This is a genomic window from Streptomyces glaucosporus, from assembly GCF_039533345.1.
In the GTDB taxonomy this organism is placed as follows: Bacteria; Actinomycetota; Actinomycetes; order Streptomycetales; family Streptomycetaceae; genus Streptomyces; species Streptomyces glaucosporus.
Map to the genome: position 1 here is coordinate 65,766 of NZ_BAAATJ010000006.1, position 23,011 is coordinate 88,776.

23 protein-coding genes and 1 tRNA gene are annotated in these 23,011 nt (G+C 75.4%); 12 read left to right on the forward strand and 12 right to left on the reverse strand.

The features are described 5' to 3' along the window. Positions 1-15 precede the first annotated feature (15 nt). The 6 genes from ABD358_RS09400 to ABD358_RS09425 all read right to left on the reverse strand — a co-directional run bounded on the left by ABD358_RS09400 (position 16) and on the right by ABD358_RS09425 (position 4,277). A complete protein-coding gene (locus ABD358_RS09400) occupies positions 16-1,236 on the reverse strand; it encodes an acyl-CoA dehydrogenase family protein (protein ID WP_344630433.1) in 1,221 nt (406 codons plus the stop codon). A 2-nt stretch (positions 1,237-1,238) separates the two neighbouring features. Next, positions 1,239-2,261, reverse strand: coding sequence for a phosphotransferase family protein (locus ABD358_RS09405; protein ID WP_344630434.1), 1,023 nt, complete (start codon positions 2,259-2,261; stop codon positions 1,239-1,241). Positions 2,262-2,455: 194 nt separating this feature from the next. Beyond that, positions 2,456-2,929, reverse strand: coding sequence for a gluconokinase (locus ABD358_RS09410; RefSeq protein ID WP_344630573.1), 474 nt, complete (start codon positions 2,927-2,929; stop codon positions 2,456-2,458). 17 nt (positions 2,930-2,946) lie between these two features. Further along, a complete protein-coding gene (locus tag ABD358_RS09415; protein WP_344630435.1) occupies positions 2,947-3,312 on the reverse strand; it encodes a DUF202 domain-containing protein in 366 nt (121 codons plus the stop codon). Continuing rightward, complete coding sequence (locus tag ABD358_RS09420; RefSeq protein WP_344630574.1) at positions 3,309-3,704, reverse strand: YidH family protein; 396 nt, start codon at positions 3,702-3,704, stop codon at positions 3,309-3,311. Before ABD358_RS09420 ends, ABD358_RS09415 begins: the two co-directional genes overlap by 4 nt. Before the next feature lie 12 nt (positions 3,705-3,716). Then, a complete protein-coding gene (locus ABD358_RS09425) occupies positions 3,717-4,277 on the reverse strand; it encodes an NUDIX domain-containing protein (protein WP_344630436.1) in 561 nt (186 codons plus the stop codon). Positions 4,278-4,383: 106 nt separating this feature from the next. Here ABD358_RS09425 and ABD358_RS09430 point away from each other — a divergent pair, with 106 nt between their 5' ends. Further along, the gene (locus tag ABD358_RS09430) at positions 4,384-6,039 is read left to right on the forward strand and encodes an FAD-binding dehydrogenase (protein ID WP_344630437.1); all 1,656 of its coding nucleotides are present in this window, start codon (positions 4,384-4,386) and stop codon (positions 6,037-6,039) included. A 313-nt stretch (positions 6,040-6,352) separates the two neighbouring features. Here the strand turns inward: ABD358_RS09430 and ABD358_RS09435 are convergent. After that, positions 6,353-6,437: transfer RNA gene (locus ABD358_RS09435), tRNA-Leu, on the reverse strand. Positions 6,438-6,575: 138 nt separating this feature from the next. Between ABD358_RS09435 and ABD358_RS09440 the strand changes: the two genes are divergently transcribed. From ABD358_RS09440 to ABD358_RS09450, 3 genes are all read left to right on the forward strand, one after another. Beyond that, a complete protein-coding gene (locus tag ABD358_RS09440; protein WP_344630438.1) occupies positions 6,576-7,907 on the forward strand; it encodes a M20/M25/M40 family metallo-hydrolase in 1,332 nt (443 codons plus the stop codon). A 151-nt stretch (positions 7,908-8,058) separates the two neighbouring features. Then, a complete protein-coding gene (chpH, locus tag ABD358_RS09445; protein WP_344630439.1) occupies positions 8,059-8,292 on the forward strand; it encodes a chaplin ChpH in 234 nt (77 codons plus the stop codon). A gap of 161 nt (positions 8,293-8,453) precedes the next feature. After that, positions 8,454-9,410 (forward strand): chaplin, encoded by a 957-nt coding sequence (locus ABD358_RS09450; protein ID WP_344630440.1) that lies wholly within the window; start codon positions 8,454-8,456, stop codon positions 9,408-9,410. 87 nt (positions 9,411-9,497) lie between these two features. Here the strand turns inward: ABD358_RS09450 and ABD358_RS09455 are convergent, their stop codons facing one another. After that, on the reverse strand, positions 9,498-9,686 hold the full coding sequence (locus ABD358_RS09455) for a DUF5703 family protein (protein ID WP_093662929.1): 189 nt from the start codon (positions 9,684-9,686) through the stop codon (positions 9,498-9,500). Between the two features lie 47 nt (positions 9,687-9,733). On the opposite strand from ABD358_RS09455, the gene ABD358_RS09460 reads away from it, so the two are divergent. Then, positions 9,734-10,579, forward strand: coding sequence for a hypothetical protein (locus ABD358_RS09460; protein WP_344630441.1), 846 nt, complete (start codon positions 9,734-9,736; stop codon positions 10,577-10,579). Here ABD358_RS09460 and ABD358_RS09465 read toward each other — a convergent pair. Together ABD358_RS09465 and ABD358_RS09470 are read right to left on the reverse strand one after the other, a co-directional pair. Further along, on the reverse strand, positions 10,576-12,663 hold the full coding sequence (locus ABD358_RS09465; protein WP_344630442.1) for a helix-hairpin-helix domain-containing protein: 2,088 nt from the start codon (positions 12,661-12,663) through the stop codon (positions 10,576-10,578). The two genes, ABD358_RS09460 and ABD358_RS09465, sit on opposite strands and share 4 nt — an antisense overlap. After that, the gene (locus ABD358_RS09470) at positions 12,660-13,643 is read right to left on the reverse strand and encodes an aldo/keto reductase (RefSeq protein WP_344630443.1); all 984 of its coding nucleotides are present in this window, start codon (positions 13,641-13,643) and stop codon (positions 12,660-12,662) included. The genes ABD358_RS09465 and ABD358_RS09470 overlap by 4 nt, the downstream gene beginning before the upstream one ends. A gap of 75 nt (positions 13,644-13,718) precedes the next feature. Between ABD358_RS09470 and ABD358_RS09475 the strand changes: the two genes are divergently transcribed. Together ABD358_RS09475 and ABD358_RS09480 are read left to right on the forward strand one after the other, a co-directional pair. Next, positions 13,719-14,771 carry an LLM class F420-dependent oxidoreductase gene (locus tag ABD358_RS09475; RefSeq protein WP_344630444.1) on the forward strand — a complete coding sequence of 351 codons (1,053 nt, stop codon included), beginning with the start codon at positions 13,719-13,721 and terminating at the stop codon, positions 14,769-14,771. Between the two features lie 226 nt (positions 14,772-14,997). Beyond that, positions 14,998-15,813 carry a ferritin-like domain-containing protein gene (locus tag ABD358_RS09480; RefSeq protein WP_344630445.1) on the forward strand — a complete coding sequence of 272 codons (816 nt, stop codon included), beginning with the start codon at positions 14,998-15,000 and terminating at the stop codon, positions 15,811-15,813. On the opposite strand, the gene ABD358_RS09485 is transcribed toward ABD358_RS09480, so the two are convergent. Further along, entirely contained in the window at positions 15,791-16,774 is a 984-nt protein-coding gene (locus ABD358_RS09485; RefSeq protein WP_344630575.1) for a magnesium and cobalt transport protein CorA, read from the reverse strand. The genes ABD358_RS09480 and ABD358_RS09485 overlap by 23 nt on opposite strands. Before the next feature lie 73 nt (positions 16,775-16,847). On the opposite strand from ABD358_RS09485, the gene ABD358_RS09490 reads away from it, so the two are divergent. The 4 genes from ABD358_RS09490 to mshC all read left to right on the forward strand — a co-directional run bounded on the left by ABD358_RS09490 (position 16,848) and on the right by mshC (position 20,487). Further along, positions 16,848-17,552: a histidine phosphatase family protein gene (locus ABD358_RS09490; protein ID WP_344630446.1), complete on the forward strand. Its 705-nt coding sequence runs from the start codon at positions 16,848-16,850 to the stop codon at positions 17,550-17,552. Between the two features lie 93 nt (positions 17,553-17,645). After that, positions 17,646-18,236: a DUF3090 domain-containing protein gene (locus ABD358_RS09495; protein ID WP_344630447.1), complete on the forward strand. Its 591-nt coding sequence runs from the start codon at positions 17,646-17,648 to the stop codon at positions 18,234-18,236. Then, positions 18,200-19,117: an SCO1664 family protein gene (locus tag ABD358_RS09500; protein ID WP_425576283.1), complete on the forward strand. Its 918-nt coding sequence runs from the start codon at positions 18,200-18,202 to the stop codon at positions 19,115-19,117. The genes ABD358_RS09495 and ABD358_RS09500 overlap by 37 nt, the downstream gene beginning before the upstream one ends. Positions 19,118-19,257: 140 nt before the next feature. Next, complete coding sequence (mshC, locus tag ABD358_RS09505) at positions 19,258-20,487, forward strand: cysteine--1-D-myo-inosityl 2-amino-2-deoxy-alpha-D-glucopyranoside ligase (protein WP_344630449.1); 1,230 nt, start codon at positions 19,258-19,260, stop codon at positions 20,485-20,487. A gap of 84 nt (positions 20,488-20,571) precedes the next feature. Here mshC and ABD358_RS09510 read toward each other — a convergent pair whose 3' ends face one another. Next, positions 20,572-21,606 carry a PAC2 family protein gene (locus ABD358_RS09510; protein WP_344630450.1) on the reverse strand — a complete coding sequence of 345 codons (1,035 nt, stop codon included), beginning with the start codon at positions 21,604-21,606 and terminating at the stop codon, positions 20,572-20,574. 313 nt (positions 21,607-21,919) lie between these two features. On the opposite strand from ABD358_RS09510, the gene ABD358_RS09515 reads away from it, so the two are divergent. Then, on the forward strand, positions 21,920-22,921 hold the full coding sequence (locus tag ABD358_RS09515; RefSeq protein WP_344630451.1) for an aldo/keto reductase: 1,002 nt from the start codon (positions 21,920-21,922) through the stop codon (positions 22,919-22,921). The last annotated feature ends 90 nt before the right edge of the window (positions 22,922-23,011 follow it).

A 23,011-nucleotide genomic window follows, 5' to 3' on the forward strand; every position in this document is an offset into this window, starting at 1 on the left:
GCGCCCGGGCGCTCCTCAGCCCCGCTCGTACCGCTTCAGCTCGCGGCGGGCCAGGGAGCGCTGGTGCACCTCGTCCGGACCGTCCGCGAGGCGCAGGGTGCGGGCCGACGCCCACAGCTCCGCCAGCGGGAAGTCCTGGCTGACGCCGCCCGCGCCGTGGAGCTGCACCGCCCGGTCCAGGATGTCCACGACCGCGCGCGGTACCGCGATCTTGATGGCCTGGATCTCGGTGTGCGCGCCGCGGTTGCCGACGGTGTCCATCAGCCACGCCGTCTTGAGCACCAGCAGCCGGAGCTGCTCCACCGTCACCCGCGCGTCGGCGATCCACTCCCGCACCACGCCCTGCGCGGCCAGCGGCCTGCCGAAGGCGGTGCGGGAGACGGCGCGGCGGCACATCAGCTCGATCGCCCGCTCGGCCATGCCGATCAGCCGCATGCAGTGGTGGATGCGGCCGGGACCGAGCCGCGCCTGGGCGATGGCGAACCCGCCGCCCTCCTCGCCGATCAGGTTCGAGGCCGGGACCCGCACGTCGTGGAAGACGACCTCGGCGTGCCCGCCGTGCCAGTGGTCCTCGTAGCCGTAGACCTTCATGGCGCGCCGGACCTCCACGCCGGGCGTGTCGCGCGGCACCAGCACCATCGACTGCTGGCGGCGGATGTCGGCGGCGTCCGGGTCGGTCTTGCCCATCACGATGAAGACCGCGCAGTCGGGGTTCATCGCCCCGGAGATGTACCACTTGCGGCCGGTGACGACGTACTCGCCGCCCTCGCGCCGGATCCGCGTCTCGATGTTGGTGGCGTCCGAGGAGGCCACCTCCGGCTCGGTCATCGCGAAGGCCGACCGGATCTCGCCGGCCAGCAGCGGCTTCAGCCACCGCTCGCGCTGCTCCTCGCTGCCGAACTGCGCCAGCACCTCCATGTTGCCGGTGTCCGGGGCGGCGCAGTTGGTCGCGGTCGGGGCGAGCTGCGGGCTGCGGCCGGTGATCTCCGCCAGCGGCGCGTACTGGAGGTTGGTCAGCCCGGCGCCGTACTCGGAGTCGGGCAGGAAGAGGTTCCACAGCCCCCGCTCCCGCGCGGCGGCCTTGAGCTCCTCCACCACCGGGGGCGTTTGCCACGGCGAGTCCAGCGCCGCGCGCTGCTCGTCGGCCACCGCCTCCGCCGGGTACACGTGCTCGTCCATGAAGGCCAGCAGCCTCTTGCGGAGCTCCTCGGTGCGGGCGTCGAATCCGAAGTCCATGGCTAGCCCTCCTGAAGGGTGGTGAGGCCGCTGTCCACGAAGACCGGGACGAGGTCGCCGATGCGGTCGAAGCCCGCGCCGACGGTCTGCCCGAGGGTGTAGCGGTAGTGGATGCCCTCGAGGATCACGGCGAGCTTGAAGTACGCGAAGGCGGTGTACCAGGCGATGTCCGACACGTCGCGGCCCGAGCCGGCCGCGTACCGCTCGACCAGCTCCCGCGGCTCCGGGTGGCCGGGGGCCGCGCCGGTGGTCGCGACGGGCGAGCCGGGGAGGTGCCGCCGGGCGCTGTACATCACCAGCAGCCCGAGGTCGGTGAGCGGGTCGCCGAGCGTGGACATCTCCCAGTCCAGGACCGCGGCGATCCGGTCGTCCGCGTCGGCCAGCACGTTGTCGAGCCGGTAGTCGCCGTGGACGATCGCGGGGGCGGGAGAGGCCGGCAGCCGCCTCCCGAGCGCGGCGTGGAGTTCGTCGATGCCCGGCAGGTCGCGGCTGCGGGAGGCGCCGAGCTGCTTGCCCCAGCGCCGCAGCTGCCGCTCCAGGAAGCCCTCGGGGCGGCCGAAGCCGTCCAGCCCCACCGAGGCGGGATCGACCGAGTGCAGCGTGACGAGCGTGTCCACCAGGGAGAGCACCAGCGCGCGGGTGCGCTCCGGGCCGAGCGGGACGAGCTGCTCGGCAGTGCGGTACGGCGTGCCGTCCACGTGGTCCATCACGTAGAAGGGCGCCCCCAGGACGGACTCGTCCTCGCACAGCAGCACCGCGCGGGGGACGGGGACGCCGGTGGGGTCCAGCGCGCTGATCACCCGGTGCTCGCGGGCCATGTCGTGGGCGGTGGCCAGGACGTGGCCCAGCGGCGGACGCCGGACGACCCAGCGGGACGTCCCGTCGGTCACCCGGTAGGTGAGGTTCGACCGCCCGCCCTCGATCAGCTCCGCGCTCAGCTCTCCCCGTACGAGTCCGGGACGCTCGCGGTCCAGGTGCGCGCGCAGCCGCACGGGGTCGAGGCCCGGTGGATGGTGCTCGTTCATCGGATGCTCCTCGCGGGGAGAGGGGGCGTGACGTTCCCCGTCATGATGCCGACCAGTCGGTATGGAGTCCAGGGCGGGGCCGGAAAACCGGAGGGCCGGTGAGGCGGCCGCCCCCCCGCCCGCCGCCCGAGGCGTCGGCGAGGCGGCGTCGGGGCGGCGGCGAGGCACCCCTGAGGAAGCGGCCGGGCGCGGCGTCAGCGGGGCACGGCGGCGTAGGCCAGCGCGACGGTCTCCTCGGGCGTCCCGTCGACGGGCACCACGGCGCCCCTCTCGTCCGGCCCCAGCGGCTCCAGCGTCTCGATCTGGGACCTCAGCAGCGCGGGCGGCATGAAGTGCCCCTTGCGCCGCGCGATGCGCCCGGCGATCAGCTCCGGCGAGCCGTGCAGGTGGACGAAGAACAGCTCCGGAGCGGCCCGGCGGAGGCGGTCGCGGTACCGGCGCCTGAGGGCGGAGCAGGTGACCACGCCGCCGCCGTCCCCCCGCTCCTCCAGCCAGGCGGCGATCGCGTCCAGCCAGGGACGCCGGTCCTCGTCGGTCAGCGGAACGCCCGAGGCCATCTTCGCCACGTTCTCCGGCGGGTGGAAGTCGTCGGCCTCCGCGTACGGCACGCCCAGCCGTTCGGCCAGGGCCGTGCCCACCGTCGTCTTGCCGGAACCGGACACACCCATCACCACGACGAGCGGGCTCACCACAGCCACACCACCACCCCACAGATCGGCACCGTCAGCGTACAGATGGCCACCGCGGCGACCGCGGAAACGCCCAGGGGGCCGGGCCGGGGCACCGCCAGGGCGCGGACGCGGAGACCGGCCACCGCCAGGACCACCGCCCACGCGAGCACGGCCGACGCGGCGAGCACGGCCGGCCCGGCCGGCACGCCCCCCTCCCGGACCGCCCGGCGGACCGCCAGCACCACGACCACCGCGAAGGCCAGCGCCGTGCGCCGCCACGCCAGCCGGGTGCGCTCCGGCTGCGCGGCCGGATCCCGTACGGCCGGGTCCCGCACGCCCCCGGCGCCCGTCCCGGCCCCGGGCCCCCGCCCCCGGCTCACCGGCCGAGCCCTCCCAGCACCACACCGGCCACCACCAGCAGCGCGGCCAGCGCCGTGCCCAGCGCCAGCAGCACGGGGAAGCGGGACAGGGGCAGGTCCTCGCCGCGCCGCATCGCCCGCTCGGTGCGCAGCCAGTGGTTCACCGCCCGCACCGCGCACAGCGCGCCGCCCGCCAGGAGCACCACGGCGATCGCCGTCCGCGCACCCGGGCGCATCCCGGTCAGGAACTGGTCCACCGCGAGCCCGCCGCCGACCAGCGCCAGAGCGGTGCGGATCCACGCCAGGAACGTCCGCTCGTTGGCCAGGGAGAACCGGTAGTCGGGCGTGGTGCCCTCGGCCCGCAGGCGCTCCGGCGCCCACCACAGCCGCGCCGCCGTCCGGAACCTGTCGATCACGCTCCGACCCTACGCCGAACCCGGGCGGGGCTCCCCGCCCCCGTGCGCCCGGTGCCACTCCCGCAGCCGCCGGTGGCACTCCAGGCCGTCGGGCACCACGTCCCACTCCGGCAGCCGCCGCTCCACCTCGTCCTCGGGCAGGAACGCCCACCAGGCCACCTCCTCCGGCTGCGGGGCCACCGGCAGTTCGCACCGCACCTCGTACACGGACAGGAACCAGGTGTGCTCCGGCGACTCGTAGAGGAACGTCAGCCGGTGCTCGGGGCGCGGCAGCCCGCTCACCCCCAGCTCCTCCTCGGCCTCCCGCAGGGCCGCCTCGTCGTAGCTCTCGCCGGCGCCCACCACGCCCCCGACCACCACGTCGTACATCGAGGGGAAGACCAGCTTCTCCGGGGTGCGGCGGTGGACGAAGATCCGCCCCTCGGCGTCCCGCACCCGGACCGAGACGCTCCGGTGCCGCATCCGGCGCGCGGTGGCCACCCCGCGCGGGGCCTGCCCGACCACCCGGTCGTGCTCGTCCACGATGTCCAGCAGCTCGTCCGCGGCCCTGCCCGCCGTCTCGTCGGTCATACGGCCATCCAAACGCATCCGGGCCTCCCACAGGGGTGCCGCCCGCCCGGACGGGGGGTTACTCTCCGGTTCACCAGCGCGGACGAGCCGAGGGACGGGTGGGCAGATGGCGTACGACGCCGACGTGATCGTGATCGGGGCGGGCCTGGCCGGACTCGCGGCCACCGCCGAACTGGCCGACGCCGGACGCCGGGTGATCCTGCTGGACCAGGAGCCCGAGGCGTCGCTCGGCGGCCAGGCGCACTGGTCCTTCGGCGGCCTGTTCCTCGTCGACTCCCCCGAGCAGCGCCGCCTGCGCATCCGCGACAGCCGAGAACTGGCCTGGCAGGACTGGCTCGGCACGGCCGGCTTCGACCGGGAGGAGGACGCCTGGCCGCGCCGCTGGGCCGAGGCGTACGTCGACTTCGCCGCGGGCGAGAAACGCGCCTGGCTGCGCTCCCGGGGCGTGCGGCTGTTCCCCGTGGTCGGCTGGGCCGAGCGCGGCGGCTACGACGCCACCGGCCACGGCAACTCGGTGCCGCGCTTCCACATCACCTGGGGCACCGGGCCCGGCCTGGTCGAGCCCTTCGCACGGCGGGTGCGGCAGGGGGCCGCGAAGGGCCTGGTGGACCTGCGGTTCCGCCACCGCGTCACCTCCCTGGCCCGCAGCGCGGGCGCCGTGGACACCATCGCCGGCGAGGTGCTCGCCCCCAGCGGCGCCGAACGCGGCACCGCCAGCAGCCGCGAGGTGGCCGGCACCTTCGAACTGCGCGCGCAGGCCGTGATCGTCGCCTCCGGCGGCATCGGCGGCAATCACGACCTGGTCCGCGCCAACTGGCCCGAGCGCCTGGGCCCCCCGCCCCGGCGGATGCTCTCCGGCGTCCCCGCCCACGTCGACGGCGCGATGCTCGGCATCGCCGAGCGGGCCGGCGGCCGGATCGTCAACCGCGACCGGATGTGGCACTACACCGAGGGCATCGAGAACTGGAACCCCGTCTGGGCCCGCCACGGCATCCGCATCCTCCCCGGCCCGTCCTCCCTGTGGCTCGACGCCACGGGGAAGCGGCTGCCGGTGCCGCTCTTCCCCGGCTTCGACACCCTCGGCACCCTCGAGCACATCATGCGGACCGGCTACGAGTACACCTGGTTCGTCCTCACCCGGAAGATCATCGAGAAGGAGTTCGCGCTCTCGGGCTCCGAGCAGAACCCCGACCTCACCGGCCGCAGCGTCCGCCAGGTCCTCGGCCGCGCCCGCTCCGGGGCGCCCGGACCGGTGCGCGCCTTCATGGACAAGGGCCCCGACTTCGTCGTCGAACGCGACCTGTCCGCCCTGGTGCGCGGCATGAACGCGCTGACCGGCGACGGCCTGATCGACGAGGAGGCCCTCCGGCACGAGATCACCGCCCGCGACCGGGAGATCGGCAACCCCTTCACCAAGGACCTCCAGATCACCGCCATCCGCGGCGCCCGCGCCTATCTCGGCGACAGGCTGATCCGGGTCGCCCCGCCGCACCGCCTGCTGGACCCCGAGGCGGGCCCGCTGATAGCCGTCCGCCTGAACATCCTGACCCGCAAGACCCTCGGCGGCCTGGAGACCGACCTGTCCTCGCGCGTCCTCACCGAGGGCGGCGAACCGCTGCCCGGCGTCTACGCCGCGGGCGAGGCGGCCGGCTTCGGCGGCGGGGGCATGCACGGCTACCGCTCCCTGGAGGGCACCTTCCTGGGCGGCTGCCTGTTCTCCGGCCGCACCGCCGGCCGCGCGGCGGCGAAGGCCGTCGGCTGAGCGCGGGCGGCCCGCCCGCGCCCCGACCCGCATTCGCGACCGCCGCCGGAACCGTCTGCGGCGGGGAACGCATGGCCGGAAACCGCCGGCCGGCGGCGCACGAGGGAGCACGGGAGTGGGGACGCGGACGGCGGGCCGCGCCGCGGGCGGGGCTCCGGGGAGCACGGCCGGGCGGGAGCGCGGCGGCAGGCCGGGGCCTTCCGCCGCGCACCTCCGGCGTCCGGGCCCGCACGACGCCCGCCGCGGCCCGGAGGATTCCGCGCACGACGCAGCGTCCCCCGTGGGAGACCCACGGGGGACGCTGCGTCATCGGTGTCCGGAGGGGGACTTGAACCCCCACGCCCGATAAAGGGCACTAGCACCTCAAGCTAGCGCGTCTGCCATTCCGCCACCCGGACGAGGTGTGCGCCGCCGGTCACTGCCGCGGCGACGTGTAAACCATAGCACTGGAGCGGGGGAGGGCGATCACACCCGCTGCTGCGCGGAGGGGCCCCGAGGCGGGAGGATGGGGCGATCCCGCTACAGGAGGAGGCAGTGTGAGCGAGCCGAGCGCGACCGCGGCGGACACCGTCAGGGGCGAGGACGAGGTCGTCGGCCTGTGCCGCGATCTCATCCGGATCGACACCAGCAACTACGGGGACCACTCCGGGCCCGGGGAGCGGGCCGCGGCCGAGTACGTGGCCGAGAAACTCGCGGAGGTGGGACTGGAGCCCAGGATCATCGAGTCGCACCCCGGACGGGCCTCGACCGTCGCCCGGATCGAGGGCGAGGACCCCTCGCGGCCCGCCCTGCTCATCCACGGCCACACCGACGTCGTCCCGGCGAACGCCGGCGACTGGACCCACCACCCGTTCTCCGGCGAGATCGCCGACGGCTGCGTGTGGGGCCGGGGGGCCGTCGACATGAAGGACATGGACGCGATGACGCTGGCGGTCGTCCGCGACCGGCTGCGCAGCGGCCGCAGGCCCCCGCGCGACATCGTGCTGGCCTTCCTCGCCGACGAGGAGGCGGGCGGCACCTACGGCGCGCGGTACCTGGTGGACCGGCACCCGGAGCTGTTCGAGGGCGTGACCGAGGCGATCGGCGAGGTCGGCGGCTTCTCCTTCACCGTCAACGAGAAGCTGCGGCTGTACCTGGTGGAGACCGCCGAGAAGGGCATGCACTGGATGCGCCTGACGGTGGAGGGCACCGCCGGGCACGGCTCGATGACCAACACCGACAACGCGATCACCGAGCTGTGCGAGGCCGTCGGGCGCCTGGGACGGCACCGGTTCCCGGTGCGGGTGACCAAGACGGTCCGCTCCTTCCTCGACGAGCTCTCCGACGCCCTCGGCGTCGAGCTGGACCCCGAGGACATGGACACCACGCTGGAGAAGCTGGGCGGCATCGCCAAGCTCATCGGAGCGACCCTGCGGAACACCGCGGCCCCGACGATGCTCGGCGCGGGCTACAAGGTCAACGTCATCCCCGGCCAGGCCACCGCCCACGTCGACGGCCGCTTCCTGCCCGGCCACGAGGAGGAGTTCCTGGCCGACCTCGACCGGATCCTGGGCCCGCGGGTGAGGCGCGAGGACGTGCACAGCGACAAGGCGGTGGAGACCACCTTCGACGGCGCCCTGGTGGACGCCATGCAGACCGCGCTGCGGGCCGAGGACCCGATCGCCCGCGCCGTGCCGTACATGCTCTCCGGGGGCACCGACGCCAAGTCCTTCGACGACCTGGGCATCCGCTGCTTCGGCTTCGCCCCGCTGAAGCTGCCGCCGGAGCTGGACTTCGCCGGGATGTTCCACGGCGTGGACGAACGGGTCCCGGTGGAGGGGCTGCGGTTCGGCGTGCGGGTCCTGGACCGCTTCATCGACCACTGCTGACGCCCCGCGCCGGGTGCCCCGGTAATTCGCCACCGTGTGCGGCCGTCACCGGGACGGGTGAAAGCGTCCATGGGCCGTAGCCCGGTTCCTCCGTTGTCGTTACAGGGAGTGCGGTCCGCGGCTGGGATCGCACTGCCAACAAGGAGGAAGAATGATCAAGAAGGTCGTCGCTGTCGCGGCTGCCACGGGCGGTCTCGTGCTCGCGGGTGCGGGCGTGGCCTCCGCCAGCTCCGGCGCCCAGGGCGCCGCCTTCGGTTCCCCCGGAATCGTCTCGGGCAACGTCGTCCAGGTGCCCGTCCACGTCCCGGTGAACGTCTGCGGCAACACGATCAGCGTGATCGGGGCGCTGAACCCCGCCTTCGGCAACGTCTGCGTCAACCACTGACGTCGCGGCCGGGCCGGTGAGTCCGGCGCACGGCGGCCCCGGAGTGCGCGCCATGCGCTCCGGGGCCGCTGTTTCGGCGGACGGAGAGGCCCAAGCGCCCTCCGGTCGCGGCCCGGCGCAGATCGCAAGGCACCCCATCAGCAGAGGGCAGGGAAGTACACATGCGACAGGTCACCAGGAAGGGCCTGATCACCATCGCCGCGGCCGGCGGAGTGCTGGCCGTGTCGGGCGGTTACGCCCACGCGGACAGCGGCGCCCGGGGCGCCGCCGTCGGCTCCCCGGGCATCGGTTCGGGGAACGCCGTCCAGGCCCCCGTATACGCGCCGGTGAACGCCTGCGGCAACACCGTGACGGGCGTGGGCGCTCTCAACTCCTCCTCCGGCAACGCGTGCGCCAACGGCGGCTCCCACCACTACCACGGTGGCGGCCACCACGGCGGGTACGGCGGTCACGACGGGGGGTACGAGAACCCCGGCCACGACTGGTACCCGGGGGGCCACGAGTGGGACGGCGGCCACGACGGAGGGTACGACGGCGGCTACGGCGGGGAGCACGACGGCGGACACCACGGCGGGAACGGCGGGGAGCACGACGGCGGACACGGGCAGGACACCGGGGCCCGGGGCGTCGCCGCGGGTTCCCCCGGCATCGCCAGCGGCAACACCGTCCAGATCCCCGTGGACGTCCCGGTGAACGCCTGCGGCAACACGATCAGTGTGATCGGGGCGCTGAACCCCTCCACCGGCAACGGATGCTCCAACGGCGACTCCGGGCACGAACCCGGCGAGCCGGGCGAGCCCGGGGAGCCGGAGAAGCCGGGCGACCCCGAGGAGCCGGGCAAGCCCGGGAAGCCGGGCACGCCCGACGACCCGGAGTGCGAGAAGGAGGACGGCAAGGGCGACGGGGACGACTGCGGGAAGCCCGAGAAGCCCGGAAAGCCGGGCGGCGAGAAGCCCGGGCCGGACACCCGGGCTCCGGAGCGGCCCGCTCCGCACGCGCCCGAGGGCGTGCTGGCGGACACCGGCGCACCCGCGCTGGGCACGCTCCTCCCGCTGGGCGCCGGTGCGCTGCTCGGCGGCACCCTGTTCTACCGGCGCGCCCGCACCGCACGGCGCTGACCGCCGGCGGGGCGAACGGAGACACAGCACGAGGAGCGGGTCCCGCCCCCTGCCGGGGGCCGGGGCCCGCTCCTCGTACGGGCCGCGTCACCAGGTGGCGCGCAACTGGCGGATGATCCGCCGCCGCAGCCGCACCTGGCGGCTGCCGTCGGAGTTCAGCCTCAATCGGTCCAGTTCCCAGTGTCCGTACTCGGCGTGTTCGGTCAGCAGGCGTGTGGCGGCCTTGCGGGAAACCCCGCGAGGGACGTACACATCGCGAAATTCGTATTCCGGCATCACATCTATTGTGCGGGCAGGGCCCCGGTACGGATAGCGTCTGCACTATGTCTGATGCTGCGCAGCCCAGCGCTGCCGAGGTACGAGCCGCCGCCGAAGCGCTGAAGACCGCGCTGGACCGTCACCTCGAAGCCGTCGAGCGACGGTCCGCCGGAGGAGGCACGGCCGCCGAGGCCGCCCGGGCGGATGCCGCCGTCCTCGCCGCGTTCGACGAACTCGCCGCGGCGGGGGAGGCCTACGACGAGCTGTTGTACGACGTCTACGACGAGGTCACCCCCTTCGAGGTCCCCGGCGGGGAGAGCATGCCCGCCTACACCGGACCGGAGGAGCCCAGCACCCTCAGCGTCTTCATCCGCCGCGACTACACCGTCGCCGAGCCGCAGCGGCTGATGGCCCAGGCACAGCGGGTCACCGAACTCGACCCGGACTCGGTGGACGGCGACACGGAGGCGCTGGAGGGCCCCTTCGCGGGAAGCGGCGTGCACGCCGCGCTCGGAGTGCTGTTCGGCGAGTACGAGCCCGACGAGATCGCCACCCGCCACAGGGAGTTCGGCCTGGAGGAGGGCGACTCCACCCTGTGGGTGATCGCGGGCGACGAGCCCCCCGAGCCCGGGGAGTGGCTGGGCGCCCCCTTCGAGTCGGCCGATCCGGAGCGGGTCGTGTGCCGCTTCGACGTCAGCGCCGTCTTCGACGAGGAGGACGGCTTCTACGGCATGGCCGTGGAGGAACCCGAGGACGGCCTCGCGCTCGAGGAGGACGAGCCGGAGGAAGACGGACCGGAAGAGGACGAGCCGGAAGAGGACGGACCGGAAGAGGACGAGTTCGAGGAGGCCGCCCCCGAGGAGGACGGGGACGGCCCGGGCCGCGGCCCCTCCGGGACCGCGGCCGGCTAGTCCGCCGCTCCGGGCTCCCGCACCGCCGCCTGCGCGCGCAGCAGCGCGCGCAGGCGGGTCGTGCGCTGCCGGGCCGGTACCTCCGCCACCGCCTTCGGCAGCGCCGGACCCACGCCGTGCACCACGGACAGGTGCCGCTCGCCGCGCCCGAACGCGGTGTACACCCACGCCCGGTCGAGGGCCGGGACCGCGTCGCCCGGCAGCACCACCACGACCGCCGGCCAGCGTGTGCCCACGGCCTGGTGGGCGGTGACCGCCCAGCCGTGCCGCACGGCGCGGGCCACCCGCTCGCGGGGGACGGTGACCCTGCGCCCGGCGCACTCCAGGTGCAGCCCCTCGGCGTCCGCGGAGACGACCGTGCCGAACGCGGCGCGGCCCGGGGCGGGGGAGTGGACCACCCGGTCACCGGGGTCGAACCCGCCGAACCGGCCGGGGCCGGGGTTCAGCCGCTCCTTGAGCGCGGCGTTGAGCACCCGGGTGCCCACGGCGCCGCCGTGGCCGGGGGTGATCACCTGGGTCCGCTCCGCGGGCACCCCGATGGCCCTCGGCACCGAGTCGGCGACCAGCTGCACGGTGCGGTGCACCGCCTCCCCGGCGTCGCGCACGGGGACGATCACCACTTCCCGGCCGGGGGCCTCCACCTCGCCCAGCTCGCCGATCCCGACGCCCGAGACCAGCTCGCCGATCGGGCCCGGGTCCGGCGTGCGGGAGACCACCTGCGGGCAGAAGCGCGCCGCGGCCAGGTCGGCGGCCACCTGGCCGGGCCCCGCCGAGCCGAGCAGGTGGGGGTCCCCGCTGAGCACCAGCCGCGCGCCGTCCGGCATCGCCTCCACCAGGGCCGCCGCCCGCTCGGTGTCGAGCTGGGGGGCGTCCAGCACGGCGAGCAGGTCCAGCGCGTACGCGCCCTCCTCGTCCCGCCCGGGGCCCTCCTGGCCGGTCAGCAGCCCGTCCACGGTCACGGCCGCCGGATCCCCGCCGTCACCGTTGCCGAGCAGCTCCGCCAGCCGCCGCCTGCCGTCCTCGCCGTGGGCCGCCGCGTACGCCCGCAGACCCAGCGACCGGGCCGCCGCGACGAGCGCCGCGGGCTCGGCTCGGGCGGCCTCGGCGCCGGTGTGCACGACCAGGGCGCTGCGCGCGGACGCCCGGACCAGCTCGGCCGCCGACGGGACGGGCGCCGCGGCCGCGGCCGCCTCCCAGCGTTCCGCCTCCTCGCCGCCGGGCGCGGCGAAGGTGCCGGCCAGCCGGGCCAGGCCCTCGGCCAGGCTCTCCTCGGCCAGGGCGTGGCGGTCCAGGCCCAGCAGCAGCCGCACCGGCCGCTCGTCCCCCTCCTCCCCGGCGTCCCCGCCGCCGGAGCGTCCGGCGTCCCCGGTGTTCCCGGTGTTCTCGGTGTTCCCGGTGTCCTCGAAGGCCAGCACCGCGCCGGAGTCGACCGCCTCGCGCACCGCCTCCTCCGGATCCGGCACGGTGTGCCGGGCCAGCTCCCGGACGAGGGCCTCCAGCGGCAGGACCGTGTGCCCGGCCCGCGCGGCCCGCTCCAGCAGCCACACGGCCAGGGCCCGGGTGCGCCGCTCGTCGCCGGGTCCGCACTCGGCGCCCAGCAGCGCGCGGGCGAAGCCGTCCGCCTGCTCCGGCCGCACGCCGGGGACCGCCAGGAGCTGCCACGGGTCCGCGCGCAGCACCTCCTCCGCCCCCTCGCCCAGGACCTCCACGGCCCCCTCGCCCAGGGCCTCGGGCGCGCCGCCCCCGGCGAGCAGCGCCGTGACGCCCGCGGGCACCGCCACGGGACCGGCCGGCGCCGGACGCGCACCGGGCGCGGGCGCGGGCCGCGCGGGTGCGGGACGCCGGGGCGCGGGCTTCGGCTCGGCGAAGAACTCGGCCGCGGAGCGCTCGCCGCTCTCCACGGCGCGCACGGCGGCCATGAGCTCGGCGGCCTTGTCCGCCCTGCCCGCCGCGCCCGCCCCGGCGGCCCCGCCGGTCTCGTTCGCGTCTCCGCTCCGGGACGCCTCCCCGGCGGCGGTCCGGGGGGTGTCCCGGGCGGTTCCGCCCCTGGCGTCGTCTGGGTCCTCGGCACCGGACGCGGTCACAGCGTGCTCCAGTCGTGGTCGGGATAGCGGTGCACCGGGGCCGACACGTCGTCCAGCGCCCGGCGGATCTCGTCAGGAAGAGTAAGGCTCTCCACCGACAACACCTCGTCGAGCTGCCGCGACGTGCGCGCGCCGACGATCGGCGCGACCACCCCGGGCCGGTCCCGCACCCAGGCGAGCGCCACCTGGAGCGGGGTGACGGCCAGCCCGTCGGCCGCCGTGGCGACCGCGTCCACGATCCGCGCCGCCGCGTCGTCGAGGTAGGGCGCGACGAAGGGCGCCAGGTGCTCCGAGGCCCCGCGCGAGTCCGGCGGCGTGCCGTCGCGGTACTTGCCGGTGAGCACGCCCCGCCCCAGCGGCGAGGACGGCAGCAGCCCCACCCCCAGGTCCAGCGCGGCGGGCAGCACCTCCCGCTCCACCCCGCGCTGGAGCAGCGAGTACTCCATCTGCGTACTGGCCAGCCGGGTGCGCGTCCCGGGCGAGGCGAGCTGCCAGGCGGCGGCCTTGGCGAGCTGCCAGCCGCAGAAGCCCGCCACCCCGGCGTAGCGGGCGCGGCCGCTGCTCACCGCGGTGTCGATCGCCTGGAGGGTCTCCTCCAGGGGCGTGAAGGGGTCGTAGGCGTGGATCTGCCACAGGTCCACGTGGTCGGTGCCCAGCCGCTCCAGCGAGGCGTCGAGCGCGGCCAGCAGGTGGCCGCGCGAGCAGTCGAAGCGGCGGTCCGGGTCGGGCACGCCGCCCGCCTTGGTGGCGATCACCAGGTCCCGGCGGGGCACCAGATCGGCCATCAGCCGCCCCAGCAGGTACTCGGCGCCTCCGTCGGCGTACACGTCGGCGGTGTCCACCAGGGTGCCGCCCGCCTCCCAGAAGGCCTTCAGCAGGCCGGCCGCCTCCCTCTCCCCGGTGTCCCGCGTCCAGGTGAGGGTGCCGAGCCCGATCCGGGATACGCGGAGGCCGGTGCGGCCCACGTGCCTGTGCTCCATGGGCGTTGAGCGTACTTGCGGCCGCGCGCTAGAGTCCCGGGGACAAGAACGTTACTGATCGGTAAGGGGACGCGGATGCGGCTCGGGATCAACCTCGGCTACTGGGGAGCCGGGATGGACGCGGACAATCTCGCGGTCGCCAGGGAGGCCGACCGTCTCGGCTACTCCGTCTGCTGGGCCGCGGAGGCCTACGGCTCCGACGCCGCCACCGTGCTGGCCTGGGTCGCCGCGCAGACGGAGCGGATCGACGTGGGATCGGCGATCTTCCAGATCCCCGCCCGCACCCCCGCCATGACGGCCATGACCGCCGCCACCCTCGACACCCTCTCCGGCGGGCGCTTCCGGCTCGGCCTCGGCGTCTCCGGACCGCAGGTCTCCGAGGGCTGGTACGGGGTGCGGTTCGACAAGCCGCTCGCCCGCACCCGCGAGTACGTGGAGATCATCCGCAAGGCGATGTCCCGCGAGCGCCTGACCCACTCCGGCGAGCACTGGACGCTGCCGCTGCCGGACGGCCCCGGCAAGCCGCTGAAGCTCACCGTGCATCCGGTCCGCGAGCACATCCCGCTGTACATCGCCGCCATCGGGCCGAAGAACCTGGAGCAGACCGGCGAGATCGCCGACGGCGCCCTGCTGATCTTCTTCTCGCCCGAGCACGCCGAGGAGACCACGCTCGGCGCGCTGCGCGCCGGACGCGAGAAGGCGGGCAAGACCCTCGACGGCTTCGACGTGGCGCCCACCGTGCCGCTGGCCGTGGGCGACGACGTCGACGCGCTGGCCGACACCTTCCGCCCGTACACCGCGCTGTACGTCGGCGGCATGGGCAGCCGCAAGCAGAACTTCTACAACCGGCTCGCCCAGCGGATGGGGTACGAGAAGGAGGCCGCCGAGATCCAGGACAAGTACCTGTCCGGCGACAAGCAGGGGGCCGCGGCGGCCGTGCCCCGGCAGCTCATCGACTCCACCGCGCTGCTCGGGCCGGTCGACCGGATCGCCGACCGGATGCGGGCCTACGCCGAGGCCGGGGTGACCACCCTGTCGCTCTCGCCCGCGGGCTTCACCCTGGAGGAGCGGATCGCCGCGCTGCGGGCCGGCGTGGAGGCGCTGGAGCGCTCCGGAGTCGCCTCCTGAGGGACGCGCCCGCGCCGGGCGTCCCCGGGACGTGTTCACGGCCGTGGTGGGGGCTCGGGGTCCTCCCCGCCACGGCCGTCGCAGGGCACAACGCCCGGCTCCGCCGCGGGTTACGGCCCCGGCGGGGAACCCTCCGTTCGGCCCAAGGGGCGCGGTGAGCTGTTGCCGCGGACCGGGCGTCCCGTTTGACTCGACTTCTGCGGACACGTCCACGGAGGTACCGGTCATGCCCTGGACAAAAGACCTGCTGCGCGAAGCCCTCGACGACGACGCCTCCTTCCGTCTGCTGTGTTCCCTGGCCGTCGGCGCCGAGGCCCGCAACGGCCGCGGGAACGGCAGGGTCGCCGCGTCCGTCCCCCCCGCCCGGCGCGATCTGGCGCCCGGCATGGCGCGCCACGGCGCCCGGCAGGAGAGGAACGCCCGCCTGCTGGGCGAACTGCCCGGCAGGCGCGGCCTGGAGACGGTCGCCGTGCCGCCCGAGGCCGACCACGCCCTGCTCCTGGAACGGCGGGGAGCCTGCCCGGCGCACGTCAAACTGGACCGCGGGGAACCCCTGAACGAGCGGGACGTCATCGCCCACCTGGCCCACGCGTACGCCGCCGAGAGCCGGGCCGCCGCATGGCTCGCGCCGGTGGCCGAACGCCTCCCCGGGGACCCGGAGGCCGCCCGCCTGGTGCGGGAGGTCGCCCGGACCAAGCGGGACCACCTCGCCTACTGCCGGGAGGGCCTGCTGCGGTTCGTCCGCACCGGGCACGGCGCCGCCGTCCGGCTGCTGCTGCGGGAGAACGCGCTGGCGGAGGCCCGCGCCCACCACGACGCCGCCCTCGCCCTGCTGGCCCACCTGGGCCACCTGCTGGGCTGGCGGATGGCGAGGTCGGTGGTCCTGGAGGCGCGCGTCCACGCGGTGTACGCGCTGGAGCGGCTGACCGGCCGGTACCGCACCGCGGGCCTCGTCCCGTTCGAACGCCCCGCCCCGCCCGACCGGACCGCCGGCGCCGGCGTGCCGCCCGGCCCCGCCGCTACAGCCAGCCCCGGCGCTTGAACAGCAGGTACAGGCCGGCGCTCACGGCGGCCATCAGCACCGTCACCGCCGGGTAGCCCAGCGGATGGCCCAGCTCGGGCATGCGGGAGAAGTTCATCCCGTAGACCCCGGCGATCATGGTCGGAGCCGCGGCCACGGCCGCCCACGCCGAGATCCTGCGCAGGTCGTCGTTCTGCCGGACGCCCACCTGCGCCAGATGGGCCGACAGGATGTCCGACAGCAGCCGGTCCAGCCCCTCGACCTGGTCGTTCACCCGGACCAGGTGGTCGTGGACGTCGCGGAAGAACGGACGCGAGCGCTCCGGGACGAACGGCACCCCGGCGCCCGCCAGCCGCTCCATCGGCTCCACCAGCGGCCCGCAGGCCCGGCGGAACTCCAGCACCCGGCGCTTGAAGGCGTAGATGCGGCCCGCGGCGCCGCGCCCGTCCGGGCCGCCCGGTGTGAAGACCCGCTCCTCCAGCGCGTCGAGGGCCGCGTGCAGCTCCGCGGCCACCTCCACGTAGTGGTCGACCACCGCGTCGCTCACCGCGTACACCACGGCGGCCGGACCGTGCCGGAGCACCCCGGGATCCCGCTCCAGGCGCTCCCGCACCCGGCCCAGGGGGTCGATGCCGCCGTGGCGCACGGACACCACGAAGGAGTCGCCGAGGAACAGCATCAGCTCCCCGGTCTCCACCGTGTCCGCCGCGCCGTCGTGGCCCACCGGCTTGAGCACCAGGAACAGCGAGTCGTCGTAGACCTCCAGCTTCGGGCGCTGGTGGGCCGAGAGGGCGTCCTCCACCGCCAGCGGGTGCAGCCCGAACGCCTCGGCGACCGAGCCGAACTCCTCCTCCGACGGCTCGTGCAGGCCGATCCACAGGAAGGCGTCGCCGGCCGCGCGGGCCGCCGAGACCGCCCCGGCCGGGTCCGCGGGGCCCTCGGTGCGGAGCCCGTCGCGGTAGATGGCGCAGTCCACTGTCACAGGCCCATCGTGCCCGACCGGGGACGCCGTACGGGTGAGGACGGTTCCGCGGTCCTCGCCTACGCTGGCTGCCATGCCCACGCTGCTCCTCGTCCGGCACGGCCGGTCCACCGCCAACACCTCCGGGCTGCTCGCCGGCCGCACCCCCGGCGTCCACCTGGACGAGCACGGCACCGCCCAGGCCGCCGCGCTCCCCGGCCGCCTGGCCCCGCTCCCCCTGGCCGCCGCCGTCCACAGCCCGCTGGAACGCTGCCGCCAGACCCTGGCCCCGCTGGCACAGGCCCGGCCGGAGCTGCCGCTGCACACCGAGGAGCGGATCAACGAGTGCGACTACGGCGACTGGACCGGCCGCAAACTCGCCGAGCTGAACGACGAGCCGCTGATGGCCGCCGTCCAGCAGCACCCCTCCGCCGTCGCCTTCCCCGGCGGCGAGACGATGCGCGGCATGCAGGCCAGAGCGGTGGAGGCCGTGCGCGACTGGAACGAGCGCATCGAGAAGGAGCACGGAGCCGACGCCGCCTACCTGATGTGCTCGCACGGCGACGTCATCAAGGCCCTGGTCGCCGACGCCCTGGGGATGCACCTCGACCTCTTCCAGCGCGTCCACGTCGAGCCCTGCTCGGTCACCGTCATCCGCTACACCCCGCTGCGGCCCTTCCTGCTGCGGCTGGGCGACACCGGTGACCTCTCCTCCCTCGCCCCGCGCGGGGAGGACGCGGGCACCGGCGTGCCGCAGGCCGGGGGCGGCGGGACCGCCGCCGTGGGGGGCGGGGCCTGAGGGAGGGCCCCGACGGAGCACGGCGGTCGGCACGGTGATCGCCGGGCGCAGTAGGGTGCCAGTGACCCAGCAGTCGACCCGATGGAGCAGGACGTGTCCCGTCAGGTGTTCCTCTACGACCCCCCGGAACGCTTCGTGGCCGGTACGGTCGGGCTGCCTGGCCGCCGCACCTTCTACCTCCAGGCGTCCGCGGCCGGCCGCACCACCAGCGTCGCCCTGGAGAAGGCACAGGTGGAGGCGCTCGCCGAACGCATCGACGAACTCCTGGACGAGGTCGTGCGGCGCACCGGCGGCAGCGCCCCCGTCCCGGCCGTCGCGCCCGCCGACACCGCCGACACCGCGCCCCTGGAGACCCCCGTCGAGGAGGAGTTCCGGGTCGGCACCATGGCACTCGCCTGGGACGGCGAGGAGGAGTGCGTGGTGGTGGAGGCCCAGGCCCTGGTCGAGCTGGACGTGGAGTCCGAGGAGGACCTCGTCGAGGCCGAGGAGCGGCTGCTGCGGGACGACGAGAACGGCCCTCCGGTGCTGCGCGTGAGAATCAGCGGGGCGATGGCCCGGGCCTTCGCCAAACGCGCCATGGACGTCGTCAGGGCGGGCCGTCCGCCGTGCCCGCTGTGCAGCCTGCCCCTCGACCCGGAAGGACACGTGTGCCCGCGCCAGAACGGATACCGCCGCCAGTCGTGACGCCGGGGACGCCGGCGGCCCGGGAGGCGCCGGACGGGACGGCCGGGCTGCTGGCCCACGGCGAGCTGACGGTGCGCGGACGCCTCCGCGACGCCTCCAACGCGGTGCTGTACTGCACGGTCTCCCGTGCCGGGCGCGAGGTGCCCTGCGTCTACAAGCCGGTGCGCGGCGAGCGCCCGCTGTGGGACTTCCCCGACGGCACCCTGGCGCAGCGCGAGGTGGCGGCGTACGAGGTGTCCGAGGCGCTCGGCTGGCACCTGGTGCCGCCGACCGTGCTCCGCGACGGCCCGTACGGCGAGGGCATGTGCCAGCTGTGGATCGGACCGCCGCCGGACGGCGGGGAGGAGCGTCCCGGCGGCGGGGAGGACGGGGACGGAGGGGCCGGCGCGGACGCGGCCGGCGGCCTCCTCGCGCTCGTGGAGGGCGACGAGCCCGGAGAGGGCTGGAAGGCCATCGGCCTGGTCGGCGTGGGGGAGGGACGCACCGCGCTGCTGGTGCACGCCGACGACGCGCGGCTGCGCCGCCTCGCCGTCCTCGACGCGGTGATCAACAACGCCGACCGCAAGGGCGGGCACCTGCTGACCGCCCCGGACGGGCGGCTGTACGGCATCGACCACGGGGTGACCTTCCACACCGACGACAAACTGCGCACGCTGCTGTGGGGCTGGGCGGGCGAGCCGCTGCCCGGCGAGACGCTGGGGCCGCTGCGCGGCCTGGCCGCCGCACTGGCCGACGGCGCCCCGCTCACCGCCCGGCTGGCCGGCCTGATCACCCCCGCCGAACTGGACGCCCTGCGCGGGCGGGTCGACGGCCTCCTGGCCACCGGCCGCCACCCGCTGCCCGGAGGGGACTGGCCCGCCATCCCCTGGCCGCCCGTCTGACGGCGGCCCGGCGGGCGCCGGACGGGGCCGGGCCCGGCGGCCGTCCGGCGCCGCCCCGCCGGTCCCGGGCGACCGCGTGTTCCGGCCACTGCGCGGATCCCGCTCGTGGGGACCGCCGATCGCCGGTTACGCTCATGACCATGCATGCCTGGCCCGCTTCCGAGGTGCCCGCCCTGCCAGGTCAGGGCCGCGACCTCAGCCTCCACGACACCGCGACCGGCGGACGGGTGACCCTCGCCCCCGGTCCCGTCGCCCGCCTGTACGTCTGCGGCATCACGCCGTACGACGCGACCCACATCGGGCACGCGGCGACCTACAACGCGTTCGACCTCGTGCAGCGCGTGTGGCTCGACACCAAGCGGCAGGTCCACTACGTGCAGAACGTCACCGACGTCGACGACCCGCTGCTGGAGCGGGCCGCGGCCACCGGCGACGACTGGACCGCACTGGCCGAGCGCGAGACGGCCCTCTTCCGCGAGGACATGACCGCCCTGCGCATGCTCCCCCCGAAGCACTACGTCGGCGCCGTCGAGGCCATACCCATGATCGTCCCGCTCATCGAGCGGCTGCGCGACGCCGGCGCCACCTACGAGATCGACGGCGACGTCTACTTCTCCGTCTCCGCCGACCCCCGCTTCGGCGGGGTCTCCCGCCTGGACGCCGAGACGATGCGGCACCTGTCCGCGGAACGCGGCGGCGACCCCGACCGGCCCGGCAAGAAGAACCCGCTCGACCCGATCCTGTGGATGGCCGCCCGCGAGGGCGAGCCCTCCTGGGACGGCGGCTCGCTCGGCCGCGGCCGCCCCGGCTGGCACATCGAGTGCGTCGCCATCGCCCTGGAGCACCTGGGCATGGGCTTCGACGTCCAGGGCGGCGGCTCCGACCTGGCCTTCCCCCACCACGAGATGGGCGCCTCGCACGCCCAGGCGCTCACCGGCGAGCACCCCTTCGCCAAGGCGTACGTCCACGCCGGGATGGTCGCCCTGGACGGCGAGAAGATGTCCAAGTCCAGAGGGAACCTGGTCTTCGTCAGCAGACTGCGCCGCGACGGGACCGACCCGGCCGCCATCCGCCTGGCCCTCCTGGCCCACCACTACCGCTCGGACTGGGAGTGGACGGACGCCGTCCTGGACGAGGCGGTCGCACGGCTCGGCCGCTGGCGCGCCGCCGTCTCCCGCCCCGACGGCCCGCCGGCCGACGACCTGGTGGAGGAGATCCGCGAGGCCCTCGCCGACGACCTCGACGCCCCCGCCGCGCTGGCCGCCGTCGACCGCTGGGCCGACCGCCAGCGGGAGGCCGGCGGCACCGACACCGGGGCTCCCGGCCTGGTGACCCGTGCCGTGGACGCCCTGCTGGGCGTCGCCCTCTGACACGTCCCGGACACGGACCCCGGACACGGCAGCGCCCCGGCCGGCCCCTCACGGGCCGGCCGGGGCGCTGCGCCGTCGTCCGGGTCAGGCGTCCTCGCCGGGCGTCCCGGTGCCGGGTCCGTCCTCGCCGGGCTCCTCCGGGCCGTCCCCGCCCTCGTCCCCCTCCTCCGGGGGCTTCGGCGTCCGGCCCCGGCCACCGCCGAGGTCCCCGGAGGTGTCGCGCAGGTAGGAGCCGCTCTCGGAGGCCGTGCCGCCGCCGGCGGTGTGGCCGTCGCGCCGCCGCAGGTAGCGCTCGAACTCCTTGGCGATCGCCTCGCCCGTCGCCTCCGGCAGGTCCGCGGTGTCCCGCGCCTCCTCCAGCGACTGCACGTACTCGGCCACCTCGCTGTCCTCGGCCGCGAGCTGGTCCACGCCCAGCTGCCAGGCCCGGGCGTCCTCCGGCAGCTCGCCCAGCGGGATCCGCACGTCCAGCAGGTCCTCCAGCCGGTTGAGCAGGGCGAGGGTCGCCTTCGGGTTGGGCGGCTGCGAGACGTAGTGCGGCACCGCGGCCCACAGGCTCACGGCCGGAACGCCCGCGTGCGCGCACGCCTCCTGCAGGACGCCGACGATGCCCGTGGGCCCCTCGTAGCGGGACTCCTCCAGATCCATCGTGCGGGCCAGGTCCGGGTCGGACGTCGTTCCGGTGACCGGGACCGGCCTGGTGTGCGGGGTGTCGCCGAGCAGGGCGCCGAGCACGACGACCATCTCCACGCCGAGCTCGTGGGCGAAGCCCAGGATCTCGTTGCAGAACGAACGCCAGCGCATGCTCGGCTCGATGCCGCGCACCAGCACCAGGTCGCGGGCCCGGCCCCGGCCGTCGGCCTCGCCGAGCCGCACCACCGACAAGCGGGTCGTGGGCCAGGTGATCCTGCGCGCACCGCCCTCCAGCCACACCTGGGGCCGGTTGACCTGGAAGTCGTAGTAGTCCTCGGCGTCGAGCGCCGCGAACACCTCCCCCTTCCACTCCCGCTCCAGATGGGCGACCGCGGCGGAGGCGGCGTCACCGGCGTCGTTCCAGCCTTCGAACGCGGCCACCATGACCGGGTCAACCAGCTCGGGAACCCCCTCGAGCTCGATCACCCAGTGCCTCCTTCCGGCCGACGCGGAGCACCTGGCTCCGTACCGGCTGACGTCCTCATTACCGTGCGGCCCCAGCCTACGGCGTGACCGTGCCCGCTCCGCAGCCTCCGCACGCCTTTCGGGACGGCGGCGCGCGAGGACCGCGCCGGGACCGGGGAGCGGGCACGGACGCCGCGGCTGCCCGGGAGCGGCCGGCGGGGCAGGACCGGCCGGCGGGACACCCCCCGCACGGCACGCGTACGGTACGGGAACGGCGCGGGGACGAACACAGGGACGAGCACAGGGACGACACGGAGAAGGAGCCACGGCCACCATGACGAGACAGTCCGCGACACGGACGCTGGGCCGCACCGGAGTGCGGGTGACACCCCTCGGCCTCGGCTGCGCCCCCATCGGGAACTTCCGCCGCCCCGTCGGCGAGGAGCAGGCCCGCGCGGTGGTCGGGGCCGCCCTGGAGGAGGGCTGGACGTACCTGGACACCGCGCCCCACTACGGCGTCGGCCTCTCGGAGGAGCGCATCGGCCGCGCGCTGGCCGGCCGCGACCGCGCCGCGCTCACCGTCTCCACCAAGGTCGGCCGGCGGCTGCGCCCGCTCGCCCCGGGCGAGGAGCCGCCCGACGGCGAGGGCTTCGTCGACACCCCGCCGCGCGCCCGCGTGTGGGACCTGACCCGGGACGGGATCCGGGCCACCGTCGAGGCGTCCCTGGAGCGGCTGGGCACCGACCGGGTGGAGGTCCTGCTCCTGCACGACGTGGAGAACCACGTCCGCGAGGTGTACGAGACGGGCTTCCCGGCGCTGGCCGAGCTGCGCGCGGAGGGAGCGGTGGGGGCGATCGGCTTCGGCATGAACCACAGCGACCACCTCGCCCGGTTCGTCGCCGACCTCGACGTCGACGTGGTGCTGTGCGCGGGCCGCTGGACCCTCCTGGACCACCGGGCCGCCGCCGACCTGCTGCCGGTCTGCTCCCGGCGCGGCACCTCCGTCGTCGTCGGCGGGGTCTACAACTCGGGGCTGCTCGCCGACCCCCGTCCCGGCGCCACGTTCGACTACCGCGAGGCGCCGCGGGAGCTGCTGGAGCGGGCGCGGCGGATCGGGGAGGTGTGCGCGGAGTTCGGGGTGCCGCTGAGGGCGGCCGCCCTGCGCTTCCCGTTCGGCCACCCCGCGGTGGCCTCGGTGGTGGTCGGCTGCGCCACCGCGGAGGAGGTGCGGGACAACGCGCGGATGTTCGCGCACGAGGTCCCGGACGGGCTGTGGCACGAGCTGACCGGGCGCGGGCTGCTGCCGGAGGGCCTTCCGCTGCCGACGGCGGGGTGAGCCGGGCGGGGCGGGCGGGACGGTCCGGAGGGCTCGGCGGGCCACGCCGGTCCTGCCCGGCGCCGGCGGGCGTTCCCCGGCGCGGGGCCC